This window comes from Subtercola sp. YIM 133946, from assembly GCF_036553535.1.
GTDB lineage: Bacteria > Actinomycetota > Actinomycetes > Actinomycetales > Microbacteriaceae > Subtercola.
Map to the genome: position 1 here is coordinate 1 of NZ_JAZHPE010000040.1, position 12837 is coordinate 12837.

The 12837-nt window shown below is 68.9% G+C and carries 11 protein-coding genes; 2 read left to right on the forward strand and 9 right to left on the reverse strand.

The window, feature by feature from the left end; translation table 11 throughout:
• Window positions 1–11: 11 nt before the first annotated feature.
• The 4 genes from V3W46_RS13135 to V3W46_RS13150 all read right to left on the reverse strand — a co-directional run bounded on the left by V3W46_RS13135 (window position 12) and on the right by V3W46_RS13150 (window position 4908).
• Window positions 12–1652 carry a stealth family protein gene (locus V3W46_RS13135; protein WP_331783573.1) on the reverse strand — a complete coding sequence of 547 codons (1641 nt, stop codon included), beginning with the start codon at window positions 1650–1652 and terminating at the stop codon, window positions 12–14.
• Window positions 1649–3769 carry a DEAD/DEAH box helicase gene (locus V3W46_RS13140; RefSeq protein WP_331783574.1) on the reverse strand — a complete coding sequence of 707 codons (2121 nt, stop codon included), beginning with the start codon at window positions 3767–3769 and terminating at the stop codon, window positions 1649–1651. Before V3W46_RS13140 ends, V3W46_RS13135 begins: the two co-directional genes overlap by 4 nt.
• Window positions 3770–3991: 222 nt before the next feature.
• Complete coding sequence (locus V3W46_RS13145) at window positions 3992–4348, reverse strand: DUF6804 family protein (RefSeq protein ID WP_331783575.1); 357 nt, start codon at window positions 4346–4348, stop codon at window positions 3992–3994.
• Window positions 4345–4908, reverse strand: a complete 564-nt coding sequence (locus V3W46_RS13150; RefSeq protein WP_331783576.1) for a heme-degrading domain-containing protein — start codon at window positions 4906–4908, stop codon at window positions 4345–4347. Before V3W46_RS13150 ends, V3W46_RS13145 begins: the two co-directional genes overlap by 4 nt.
• A gap of 18 nt (window positions 4909–4926) precedes the next feature.
• On the opposite strand from V3W46_RS13150, the gene V3W46_RS13155 reads away from it, so the two are divergent.
• On the forward strand, window positions 4927–5844 hold the full coding sequence (locus tag V3W46_RS13155) for a pseudouridine-5'-phosphate glycosidase (RefSeq protein ID WP_331783577.1): 918 nt from the start codon (window positions 4927–4929) through the stop codon (window positions 5842–5844).
• 26 nt (window positions 5845–5870) lie between these two features.
• Window positions 5871–6968: a carbohydrate kinase family protein gene (locus tag V3W46_RS13160; protein WP_331783578.1), complete on the forward strand. Its 1098-nt coding sequence runs from the start codon at window positions 5871–5873 to the stop codon at window positions 6966–6968.
• Window positions 6969–7002: 34 nt separating this feature from the next.
• Here the strand turns inward: V3W46_RS13160 and V3W46_RS13165 are convergent, their stop codons facing one another.
• From V3W46_RS13165 to V3W46_RS13185, 5 genes are all read right to left on the reverse strand, one after another.
• A complete protein-coding gene (locus V3W46_RS13165) occupies window positions 7003–7587 on the reverse strand; it encodes an SGNH/GDSL hydrolase family protein (protein ID WP_331783579.1) in 585 nt (194 codons plus the stop codon).
• Between the two features lie 80 nt (window positions 7588–7667).
• Window positions 7668–9215 carry an SDR family oxidoreductase gene (locus V3W46_RS13170; protein WP_331783580.1) on the reverse strand — a complete coding sequence of 516 codons (1548 nt, stop codon included), beginning with the start codon at window positions 9213–9215 and terminating at the stop codon, window positions 7668–7670.
• Window positions 9216–9533: 318 nt separating this feature from the next.
• Window positions 9534–10481, reverse strand: coding sequence for a spermidine synthase (locus V3W46_RS13175; RefSeq protein WP_331783581.1), 948 nt, complete (start codon window positions 10479–10481; stop codon window positions 9534–9536).
• A 35-nt stretch (window positions 10482–10516) separates the two neighbouring features.
• Entirely contained in the window at window positions 10517–11377 is an 861-nt protein-coding gene (locus tag V3W46_RS13180) for an aldehyde dehydrogenase family protein (RefSeq protein ID WP_331783582.1), read from the reverse strand.
• Complete coding sequence (locus tag V3W46_RS13185) at window positions 11374–12837, reverse strand: aldehyde dehydrogenase family protein (RefSeq protein WP_331783583.1); 1464 nt, start codon at window positions 12835–12837, stop codon at window positions 11374–11376. The genes V3W46_RS13180 and V3W46_RS13185 overlap by 4 nt, the downstream gene beginning before the upstream one ends.

A 12837-nucleotide genomic window follows, 5' to 3' on the forward strand; every position in this document is an offset into this window, starting at 1 on the left:
GCGGCCCCCGCCTAGTTCTCCCAGGGCGCCTTGAACGGGAAGTACTGCTCGAGAAACGCCTGCACGGCCTCGGTGCGTTCTTCGGCCGACACCTCGGGGTAGCTGCCGTCGTTCAGGCAGAAGAAGTCGAACGAGCGCTTGCGCAGAATGCCGGGCAGCATGGCGAGCCCCGACCGGATGGTCGTGTCGACGTAGCGCACCCGGGCCGCCTCCTGCACCACCGCCCGCCCGGTCATCAGGGCGTAGTAGTGGTACAGCGAGTTCGTCACCGAGATGTCGGTGCTCGAACGGAAGCGGCTCGCCGCCGTGCGCTCGAAGTCTGCCGGAAACTCCATCTCGAGCTCAGACATGATGCTGCGGCGAAGCGGGGCGGCCGCGTGCTCGAGGTGACGGGTGATGATGCGGCCGAACTTCTCGAACAGCAGGCGCCGGTTCACCCGGGCCGCGTTCTCGAATCCGCTGCGCGACGCCTCGTTCTCGCCGAGCCCGATGCGGGTGGTCGCCTCGATGAACTTGGTCACGCCACCCGAGCTGAAGAACATGTTCGGCTGCACGGGGCGGCCGAAGAACATGTCGTCGTTCGAGTAGAGGAAGTGCTCGCTGATGCCCGGAATGTGGTGCAGCTGGCTCTCGACGGCCTGTGAGTTGTGAGTGGGCAGCACCGAGGCGTCGCTGAAGAACTCCTCGCTGCGCACGAAGGTGACCCGCGGATGATCGGCGAGCCACGAAGGCCTGGCCGAGTCGCTCGCCACGAAGATGCGCCGCACCCACGGGGCGAAGGTGTACACCGACCGCAGCGCGTACTTCAGTTCGTCGATCTGGCGGTACCGGGCATCCGAGTCGTCGCCGTCGCCGAGTACCACGTCGTCGGACTGCGCGCGGCGCCGGCGCTGGTACTCGATGTCGTTGCCGTCGACCCACGAGAACACCATGTCGATGTCGAACACGACGTCGTTGGCCTGCACATCGAACATGCCGCGCAGACTGTTCCAGGTCACCCCGTAGAGGTCGACGGTGCTCGCCACGGCCTCTGAACGCGGCAGGATGCGCCGGGTCAGCGAGTTCTCGACCGGGCACACGATGACGTTGTCTTCGAAGCCCCACAACTGCAGTTCGATGCCGGTGGACGAGCCGTAGGTCAGGCCGCCGACCGGCTCGACCCGGGGACGGTACAGCCGGAAGATACGGGCCTTGCGGCTCTCGGAGAGCAGGCCGTCGCAGACCAGCACGGGCGGCCGCTTCTTGCCCTCGACGGTCTTGGAGTACATCGGTTCGTCTTCACAGGCCCGGGCGAGAGCCCGTTCGAGCCGGCGCCGGCGCGCGGCGTCGACCACGACCACGGGCCGCTCGTCGTTGCCCCGGATGAGGAAGAACGGAATCGAGGCGTCGATGAGGGCACGACGGATGAACAGCAGGTCTTCGACCATCGCCTCGTGCGGCGTGAGGGTCGTGTTGACGAGCGCGAGCAGGCCCTTGCGCACGATGACGTCGGTGCGCCCGTGGCTCTTCGGCCACGACCGGGGCGAACCCAGCCGGCCCGAGACCGAGCCGAACAGCTCCTCGGGGGCCTCGGGCTCGAGCGTCGTCTCGAGCGCTACGTTGTGGGTCGCCGCGCTGCCGGTGGGCAGCGAGACGGGGCCGAACGAGCTCATGAGAGCGCCTTCTCGAGCAGGTGCACGAGGGCATCCAGCTGCACGCTGTCGCTGGAGGTGATCTCGGCGTCAGAGCCGTCGAGCGCCCGGGCGGCGAGTCCCTGCTTGCTGTCGATGAGTTCGGCGATCTTCGAGTCGATGGTCTGCGCGGCGATGATTCGCCACGCCGTCACGGGTTCCTCCTGGCCGATGCGGTGCACGCGGTCGATGGCCTGGGTCTGCTCGGCCGCCGTCCACGACAGTTCGGCGAGCACCACGTTCGACGCTGCCTGCAGGTTGAGGCCGACACCGGCCGCGGTCAGCGAACACACCGCCACCGAGACCTCCGGGTCGTTGTTGAACGCATCGATCTGGGTCTGCCTGAAGGCGGCGCTCTGGTCGCCGCGAATCGAGATCGTTTTGAGGTCGCGGCGGGCGAAGGCCTCTTCGGCCTGGTCCATCACGTCGATGTGCTTGGCGAAGAACACCACCTTGCCCACCGACCGAGCCAGCTGGGCGGCGTAGTCGGCGGCGAGGCCTGCCTTGGCCTGGCCGATCTTGCGCACCATGGTGAACACGTTCTCGCCGGTCGACGACGACTTCGACTCTTCGAGCTCGGCTTTGGCCACCAGCCGCATGAGCTCCCTGTTGGGGCCGTCGCTTGTGTCGTAACCGCTTCCGAGGGCTCCGGATGCCGCACGGCGGTACCGCGTGACGAGTCGTCTGCCGAGCTCCGCCTCGGCCTGCCTGATCGATCGCCCGAGGTCGTCGTCGAGTTCGACGGGAAGGTCGACCACTCGTTTGGCGGGCAGGTCGGCCGCGACATCCACTTTCTTGCGGCGCACGATGCCCATGTCGATAACCGCCTCGCGCGCTTCGGCGAAGAAGCCGAAGTCGGCCGGGGTGAGGCCGGTGTCTTCGAGCTTCGACATGAGCTCGGCGGTGGGCTTGTCGCCGTCGATCCAGCCCAGGAACTGCCAGATCGCCCTGAAGTCGTCGACGTCGTTGATGAGCGGTGTTCCGGTGAGCGCCATCATCAGCGGGTCTCCCCCGGGCGCGAACTTGCGGATGCGCTCGGCCAGCGCCAGCACGTTCTTCGAGCGCTGCGACTGCAGGTTCTTGATGAAGTGCGCCTCGTCGACGACCATGCCCTTGAAACCGAGCGTGCCGAGCCAGGCGAGGTGGCGGTCGAGCACGTCGTAGTTCACGATCACGACGTCGGCAAACGCGTCGAGGTTGGCCCCGTCGCCCTGGATGACGGTGGCGCGGCGCTGCGGGGTCCAGATCTCGACCTCGCGGGCCCAGTTCATCTTCACGACGTTCGGCACCACCGCGAGCAGCGGGTACGAGTCGCTGACAGATGCGGCCAGCAGCGACTGCGCCGTCTTGCCGAGCCCGGGCTCGTCGGCGAGCAGGAACGAGCGATGCCCGGCGGCGACGGCCGCGATGAAACGCGCCTGGTGGTGCATGAGCTCGTGACCGGGGGGCGAGATGCGGTCGATCTTCGGTGCCTCGGGCAGCTCCATGCTGGCGACCGTGCCGCCCGAGCCGTACTCGAAGGCACGGTAGAGGGGGCCGAGCAGCTCCCAGCTCGACAGCCGGCCGCGTGACACGGGCTTCTGCGCCGTGGCGGCGCTGAAATCGGGCGCCAGAAAGGGGTTCGCCAGCTGGCGGGCCTTGACCGACTGCGGAACGACCTGCCGCTCTGAGAACAGGTCGGCCGCGAACGGCGAGGCGGCGGCGGGCGCCGGGGGTTCTTCTTCGTCGAGCTCGACACCGGCATCCGCCAGGTACTCGCGGCGCAGCCGCTGAGCGACGGGCGAGACGGGCGCGTCGCTCTCGAGCAGGGTAATCAGCGACGTGTCGCGCGCGGCCGTCTGGGCCAGGATGCCCGCGATGCCGTCGAGCCGCTTGAGCTGTTCAGCGCGCTCGGCGTCACTCAGGTCGGCATCGCCCTTGATGCGGGCCCGTTCTTCGCGCATCAGCAGCGCGACGACGAGAAACTTGGTGCGGTTCGACGGCACGACCTTGCCGCGCTGAGCGGCGGCCTCGACCTCGCGCACCTTGCGCGCGAGAATCGGAATGAGCCCGGTGTTGTCGACCGTGCGGGTAGATCGGCGAACGCCTGATCGTGACATGCTCCTCCTGTGGAGTCGTGACGGGCCTCGTGACCCGTGACATGACTGCCGGGACTTCCTGGCCGTGCAGCGCGAGACGAATGCGGTCACCCGCGAGGTTCACACCTGCGGTGACTTCACCGAATCACGGTCGACGCTAGAGCGGAATTCCCCGTGCGCGTCTATTCTACCCGATGCCGGGGGTTCGCCGGCCCGGCCACTCGGGGTGTCACGGCGGAGCTGTCACTTCTTCGTGTCGACGGGAATCTTGATGAGCAGGCCAGAGGCCACGAAGACGACCGCCGCCGCCAGGTGGAAGGCGTACCAGACCGGCGCGTCGAAGTGCAGCGGCCACACCGGGTTCCAGATCACCGCGATGGGAACCAGCCCGATGATCCACCACCACTGCCTGGCCTGCCAGGCGAAGACGCAGATGATCAGCGCCAGAATGCTGATCACGTACTGCAGAATCGTGAACCAGCCCGAGTCGATGACCGCGACGGCGGCGAGCAGGGCGATCGCGCCGAGCAGGCCGGGCGCGAGGGCCGTGCGGGTGTAGGTGGGGTACCGCGACGCGTCGGCGCGGCCCCGGCCGCTCACTCCTGGCCCCGCAGGTACGACAGCGCGCTCACGACGAGGTCGTGGTCGTCTGACTGGGCGAGCCCAGAGACGCCGACCGCCCCGATCAGGCTGCCGTTCACCCGCAGCGGAAACGCTCCGCCGTGCGCGGCGAAGTCGGCCAGCGGCAGGCGCGAACTCGCCTCGAAGGTGGTTCCGCGCGAGCGGTACAGCGTGCCGACGGTGTACGACGCCTCGCCGTACCGGCGAACCACGTTGAACTTGCGCCGCAGCCAGTCGTCGTTTTCGGCGCTCGAACCCGGCAGGGCGGCGTGGAAGACGCGCTGCTCGCCGAAGACGACCGCGATGGCGACGGGCAGCGAAGCCGCCAGCGCCTCGTCGCGCAGACGTGAGCCGACATCCCAGGCGTCGTCGTAGTCGAACGAGGTGAACTGCAGGCTGCGCTCCTGCTCGCGCAGTTCTTCGAGCTGTCCGGCGGCGGCCAGAATCGCATCGTCGGTGTTCGCGGCCGTGTCGTCGCCCGTGCCGCCGGGGTCGCCGTCTGCGGCGTCGAAGGGGCGGGGCGAATCTGTGCTCGACATAAGGCTTAGCCTAGATCCATGCCTTCGCCATTCGTAATCTCCGACGCCGTGCAGACCGCCCTCGAGGCGAACCGCCCGGTGGTCGCGCTCGAGTCCACCATCATCTCGCACGGCCTCCCCCGGCCGCGCAACCTCGCCGCCGCGCAGGAGTTCGAAGAGATCCTGCGTTCGGCCGGAGTGACGCCGGCGACGATCGCCGTGCTCGACGGTGTTCCGCAGATCGGCCTCGACGCCGACGGTGTCGATCGCATCGCCAACGAAGACATGGTCAAGGCCAGCGTGCGCGATCTGCCCATTCTCTCGGCCAAGAAGATCTCGGGCGCCACCACCGTCGCGGCGACGGCGTATCTGGCCGGCAAGGCGGGCGTGCGGGTGTTCGCCACCGGCGGCCTCGGCGGCGTTCACCGCGGCGCCAGCGCCACGTTCGACGAATCGGCCGACCTCTCGTCGCTGGCAATCGCCGGCGTCACTGTCGTGGCCGCCGGGGTCAAGTCGGTGCTCGACATCGCCGGCACGCTCGAACGCCTCGAGACGCTGAGCGTGCCCGTCGTCGGCTACCGCACCACCAACTTCCCGAGCTTCTGGCTCACCGAGTCGGGCGAGCAGATCGACTGGTCGGTCGAGTCGCCCGGCGAGATCGCTGCCGTCATGCAGAGTCAGGATGAACTCGGTCACGGCCAGGGCATCATCGTGGCGAACCCGCTGCCGCCCGAGCTGCAGTGGGAGCCCGACGAGCACGACGCGGTGCTGCTCGAAGCACTCGCCGAGGCCGATGCGCAGGGCATCCGGGGCAAGGCGGTCACTCCGTTCCTGCTGTCGTACATCGTCGGCGCCTCGGGCGGCCGCAGCCTCGAGGTCAACCTCGATATCGCCCGCAACAACGTTCGGCTGGCCGGCGAGATCGCGACGGCCTGGAGCGCGCTGGCCGCCGGCTGAGCGACGCGCGACCGGCCCTGAGACACGTGACGAGCACTGAAGAGCATCCGGTGACCACCCCGCACCTGCCGATACGCATCGTGGTGTTCGGCGACGTCTTCGACGACATCATCGCCTCGCCTGCCTCGCCGATCCGCAGCGACACCGACACGCTGGCGCGCATCGAGCGTCGCCCGGGCGGCTCCGCGGCGAACACAGCGGCCTGGCTCGGGTCGCTCGGCACGCAGGTCGACTTCGTCGGCCGCACGAACATCGTCGACACCGTGCGGCACGAGACGGCGCTGCGCAACTCGGGCGTCACGGCGCACCTGCTCGGCGAGAGCATCCTGCCCACCGGAACCATCGTGGTGATCGTCGAGACCACCACCGACCCCGTCTCGGGCCGCACCATCGACACCCGCACCATGCTCACCGAGCGGGGCGCCAACGCGCTCACCGCGCCCGACGACGTCAGCGACGCCCTGCTGCGCGTGGCCAGCCACCTGCACTTCACCGGCTACACCATCTTCAGCGGCCAGCCCGTCGACGGCTTCGGCCGCCTCATCGAGCGGGCCCGGATGCACGGCATCACGGTCTCGATCGACCCGGCCTCCTCGGGGTTCATCACCGACCACGGCGCCGACGCGTTCCTCGAGGCGGTTCGAGGCGCCGATGTGCTGTTTCCGAACCTCGACGAGGCGCGGGCGCTGACGGGCCTCGGCCATGCCGCCAGGCCGGCCGAGCTGGTCGACGCCCTCGCCGAACACTTCGCGGTGGTGGCCCTGACACTCGGCCGCACCGGCGCGTTCATCGGGGCGGGCCCGCGCGGCAGTGACGCCGCCGTGCGCTTCACGGTCGACTGCGTTCCCGTCGAGCCGGTCGACACCACCGGCGCCGGAGACGCCTTCAACGCGGGCTTCCTGTCGGGCTACTTCGATACGCAGGCTGGGGAAGCGCTGCCCGCAGCCGCGGCGCCCATCGCCGTGCCGCCCGCAGCCGCGCGGCCCGCAGCCGTGGCGCTCGAAGCGCGCCTACGTCGAGCCGCCGAGCGCGGCGTGGCAACCGCATCACGGGCGATCGAGAGCGTCGGCGCCCGCCCGGTCGGTGTCGTCACCCACCACCACGGCGTCAACGTCAACGACTGACCACTGCCGCAACGTCGCTGCGCGGCGCCCGGCCTCAGATGTGCGGGTTGCGCAGCTCGGGCAGCCTGATCGGGCGGCTCTTCGGGGGCAGGCCGTAGACGCGCTCGAGGGCCGGCTCCAGCTCGTCGAGCCAGGCACGGTAGCCCTGCTCGTTGAGGTGCAGCCCGTCGTCGGTGTACTCGGGGTTCAGTTCTCCCTCGGCCGTCGCCAGAGCGGGCCAGAGGTCGAGGTAGTGCGTGCGCACGCTCGACGCGAACTGCCAGATGTGCCGGTTGATCTCGCGCACCTCGTCGGCGAACTCGGCGCCGCGCGGCATCACCGACTCGAGCAGAATCTCGGCGTCGGGCAACTCGGCGCGAAGCACGGCCAGAATCGTCTCGATGTTCTGCACCACGTGCTCGACCGACCGGCGCTTGTTGCCGAGGTCGTTGGTGCCGATCAGCAGCACCACGGTGCCGGGGTTCAGGGCGACGACGTCGTCGAGCCGGGCCCTGACGTCATCGGTGGTGTCGCCGCCGACTCCGAGGTTGTGCACGTCGTAGTCGGGGAACCACTCCTGCCAGCGACCGTGCGCTGTCAAGCTGTCGCCGAGAAAAACGAGTGTGGGGTTTTCGGGCATGTCCGCCTCCTGATTGTGGAGATATGCGAGGTCGTGGGCTATGCGATCATCCAGTGTGCGACGGGTGGGGAGCTACAAGTCTACGCAACCTCGTCGGCGGGCGACGCATTCGCCGGTTCGGCGGGATGCGTATGGCCCACATCGCCGACCGTGCGGCCCGCCTCGACCTCGGCCGTCTGGGTGATGCGGTTCGCCATTCCGGGAAAGATGAAGCCGTGGAACGGCAGGATCGAATACCAGTACAACCGCCCCGCGAGCCCCTTCGGAAAGAACACCGCGCGCTGTGTGTAGGTCGAGCCGCCGCCCTCGCGGGGCTCTACGCGCAGCTCGAGCCAGGCCGGGCCGGGCACCTTCATTTCGGCCCGCAGGCGCAGGAAGCTGCCGCGGGTGATCTGCTCGACGCGCCAGAAGTCGAGCGCGTCGCCCGTATGCAGGTGGTCGGGGTTGCGGCGGCCGCGGCGCAGGCCGACTCCGCCGACGAGCTTGTCCATCCAGCCGCGAACCGCCCACGCCAACGGAAAGGAGTACCAGCCGTTGTCGCCGCCGATGCCCTCGATGACCCGCCAGAGGTCACCGGGCCGGGCATCCGTCGTGCGTACCTGAAGGTCGGTGTAGACCGTGTGGCCCGCCCAGTCGGGGTCGCTTGGCAGCGTGTCGGCCGGGGCGCCGCGCACGTCGCTGTCTTGCCAGCTCGTCTCGACCTGGCCGGTGCGCACCTTGTCGAGGGCGAGCCGAACAGAGCGCCGGTAGCCGGTCAGACCGCCCTCGGGGTCGGGGATGTACGTGCGGATGTCGTGCTCGCTCGTGACGCACTCGAACTGCAGCGACTCGATGATCGGAACCGCGAGGCTGCGCGGAATCGGCGACACCAGGTTGACCCACTGCGAGGCCAGCCACGGAGTGAACACCGGCAGCGACGCGATGGGCCGTTGGTGCAGGCCGGCCTCGACGGCGTACCCGTTCATCATCTGGCCGTAGCGCAGGATGTCGGGCCCGCCGATGTCGAAGGTGCGGTTGACCGGCTCGTCGATGTCGGCCGCCTTGACGAGATAGTAGAGCACGTCGCGAATGGCGATGGGCTGGATGCGGTTGCGCACCCACTTGGGCGCGGGCATGTACGGCAGCACCTCGGTGAGGTGCCGGATCATCTCGAAACTCGTCGACCCCGACCCGATGACCACGCCCGCCTGCAACGCCACGGTCGGCACACCCGACTGCAACAGGATGCTGCCCACCGCCGCCCGCGAACGCAGGTGCCGTGACAGTGTGACGCCCTGCGGGTGCAGACCGCCGAGGTAGACGATGCGCTTCACGTCGGCCTTCAGCGCGAGTTGCGCGACGTTCTTCGCGCTCGACAGCTCGGTGCCGTCGAAGTTGCCCGAGCTGCCCATGGAGTGCACGAGGTAGTAGAGCACGTCGACGCCGTCGAACGCGCCCTCGAGCGAGTCTCGGTCGGCGAGGTCGGCCGTGATGACCTGCACCTGGTCGGCCCAGGGCACGTCGGCGAGCTTCATGGGCGAACGCACCAGCACCCGCACCGCGAACCCCGCGTCGAGCAGGCGGGGCACGAGGCGGCCTCCGATGTATCCGGTGGCGCCGGTCACGAGGGCGGTTCGCTGAGTAGTCACCTGAACAGGCTACGCCGCCCGGCCGACATCGACCCGGGATGCACAGCAGGCTGGAAGTCACCCGCCAGAGGATCTATAGTAGACATCGTTCCCGAGCATTGCTCATGTAGTGAGAAGGAGAGGTGAGCCATGGGCACCCTGCCCCCGAAGCCCCCGACCGAGTAGGCCAGACCGAGCTCGTCAGACCTCGTCGGCCAGACCGAGTAGGCCAAGTCCGAGCGACTCAGACCCGTGGGCTAAAGCGTTCGTCACGGCGCGTTCGTCACGGCGCGCCCGTCACGGCGCGCCCGTTACGGCGCGTTCGCCGCGGCGCGCCCGTCACGGCGCGAAGAAGTCGCGGCCGAAGAACCGCTCGAAGTGCGACTCGTCGGGAGGCGGCGAGTCGCACGCCTGGGCATCGTCGGCCGCCGGCACGTCACCGACCCACCCGGCGAGTTCGGCTGCGTCGAGCACGCGCACACCGCCGGCCAGCGAGACCGCGTGCAGCGCGCGGCCGAGGGCGGCATCAGATGCCAGCACGAGCACGTTGCCCATCTGCGTATTGTCGAGCATCCGTTCGTCGAGCACGACAGCCACGTAGGCGAACACGTGGCTGAGTGCGGCGACCTGGCCCTTGGTGTAGACGAAACCGGGACCGTCGAGCAGATTGACGGCCACCACTCCCGTCGCAGCCGAGCGAGCACCCACCAGACGATAGAACTCGAGGCCCGCCACCCGTGACGCGATGAACGCACCCGACCACAGGTCGACCACGGTGACCTCGGCGTCGCTCCACCCCGCCACCGCAGATTCGGCCACCGCCCTCGCGTCGCCGCCGCTCCACCCCGCCACCGCAGATTCGGCCACCGCCCTCGCATCGCCGTACACGAGCCGGAGCGGCTCGCACAGCGGCAGGGCCTCGAGCACCGCCTCGCAGAGCGCGCGTTCGACCTCGACCACCACCTGGCGCGACGTGGCCCTGGTGGCGGCCACGTAGCGCGGCAGCGTGAGGGCTCCCGCCCCGAGGTGCACGACGGCGAGCGGATGCCCGGCCGGCGCCCACGCATCGATGACCCGCGCCACCTGCCGGATGTACCCGAACGCGAGCGAAGTGGGGTCGCTCAGGAACACCCGCGACTGCGGAATCCCGTCGACCGACAGCACGTACTCCTGCGTCACTGCGTCGATGCAGACGAGGTCGGCTCGCTGCTCCGCGCGCGGCCCCACAGCCATGGTGAACACGAGCCCCGGCGAAGCCGGAGCGGCGGCGGTGCGGGGTCGAGGCATTGCCCCAGTCTACCGTTACCGAGCGTTGCTCAGCTTCACAGCATCGACTTGGTGTGCCAGACCGTCTTCGTCTCGGTGAACGCGGTGATGCGTTCGAGCGACGGCAGCGCGGCATCCGGTCCGTTCTCGGGCGGCAGCACGCGCTTCAGCGTCTCGGCCGCCGCGATCTGCAGCGACACCCAGTCGAGCGAACCAGCCCCGACCAGGTCGAGGGCGTTCACGTCGGCGTGCGAGGCGAGCCACGGCACGATCTCGGCCGGCGACCCCGTCAGCACGTTCACGACTCCCCCGGGCACATCGCTCGTGGCGAGCACCTCCGACAGGCTGATGGCCGCGAGCGGCAGCTTCTCGGCTGCGATGACCACGACCGTGTTGCCGGCGACGAGAGCCGGTGCCACCGCGCTCACGAAGCCGAGCAGTGACGAATCCTGCGGGGCCACGACAGCGACCACGCCGGTGGCCTCGGGCACTGAGATGTTGAAGAACGGGCCCGACACGGCATTCGCGTTGCCCGCCACCTGCACGTACTTGTCGGCCCAGCCCGCGTACCAGATCCAGCGGTCGATGGCCTCGTCGACCTGGCCGGCGGCGACCTCCGCCGTCACGCCTTCGCCGGTGACGATCTCGTCGACGAACTGCGCCCGGCGCCCCTCGAGCAGCTCGGCGATGCGGTACAGCACCTGGCCCCGGTTGTACCCGGTGGCCTTCGACCAGCCCGAGACGGCGGCGCGGGCCGCCACCACGGCGTCGCGGGCATCCTTTCGCGACGCCTGGGCGGCGTTCGCCACGAACTCGCCCGACGCGCTGCGCACCTCGTAGACGCGGCCCGACTCGCTGCGCGGAAACTTTCCGCCGATGTAGAGCTTGTAGGTCTTCAACACGGCCAGCCGGCTCACTTCGTGCCACCCTTCGTCACGACCGACGCCGGCGCGAGGTACGCAGCCAGCCCCTGCTTGCCGCCCTCACGGCCGTAGCCACTCTCTTTGTAGCCGCCGAACGGGCTGGCCGGATCGAACTGGTTGAAGGTGTTCGCCCATACGACGCCGGCCCGCAGCTTGTCGGCCACGGCGAGGATCTTACTGCCCTTGTCGCTCCAGATTCCGGCAGACAGCCCGTAGGGCGTGTTGTTCGCCTTGGCGACGGCCTCGGCAGGCGTGCGGAAGCTGAGCACCGACAGCACCGGCCCGAAGATCTCGTCGCGTGCGATGCGACTGCTCGTCGACACGTTCGTGAAGATCGTGGGCGCGAACCAGAAGCCCGACGTCGGCAGCTCGCACGCGGGGCTCCAGCGATCGGCGCCCTCGTCTTCGCCGATGGCAGAGAGCTCACGGATGCGCTGCAGCTGTTCCCTCGAATTGATGGCCCCGACGTCGGTGTTCTTGTCGAGCGGATCGCCGACCCGCAGCGTCGACAGCCGCACCTTCAGACGCTCGACCACCTCGTCGTGGATGTTCTCCTGCACCAGCAGGCGCGACCCGGCGCAGCAGACGTGCCCCTGGTTGAAGAAGATGCCGCGCACGATTCCCTCGACGGCCTGGTCGATCGGGGCGTCGTCGAAGACGATGTTGGCGCCCTTGCCGCCGAGTTCGAGCGTGAGCTTCTTCGTTGTTCCGGCCAGCGACCGGGCGATCTCGCGGCCGACTGACGTCGAGCCGGTGAACGCCACCTTGTTCACGTCGGGGTGGTTGACCAGGTCGCGGCCGGTGTCGCCCGCGCCCGTGATGATGTTCACCACGCCCGATGGCAGGCCGGCCTGCTGCACGATCTCGGCGAACAGCAGCGCGGTGAGCGGTGTGGTCTCGGCGGGCTTCAGCACGACCGTGTTGCCGGCCGCGAGGGCGGGAGCGATCTTCCACGCCAGCATGAGCAGCGGAAAGTTCCATGGGATGACCTGGGCAGCCACGCCGAGCGCGCGCGGGTTCGCCCCGAGGCCGGCGTGGTCGAGCTTGTCGGCCCAACCGGCGTAGTAGAAGAACCACGCGGAGACGAGCGGAACGTCGACGTCGCGGCTCTCCTTGATCGGCTTTCCGTTGTCGAGGCTCTCGGCGACGGCGAGTTCGCGGGCGCGCTCCTGCACCAGCCGCGCGATGCGGAACAGGTACTTTCCGCGCTCACGACCCGACAGGCGCGACCACGTCGTGTCGTAGGCGCGGCGAGCGGCGGCAACCGCGGCATCCACGTCGGCCGACGAGGCCTGCGCGATGGTGGCGATGTGCTTCTCGGTCGCCGGCGAGATGGTCGCGAACGATTCACCCGACCCGGCCGTGAACTCGCCGTCGATGAAGAGCCCATACTCAGATTTGAGGTTCAGCAGCGCCGTCGACTCGGGGGCCGGGGCATATTCCAGGAATGACAT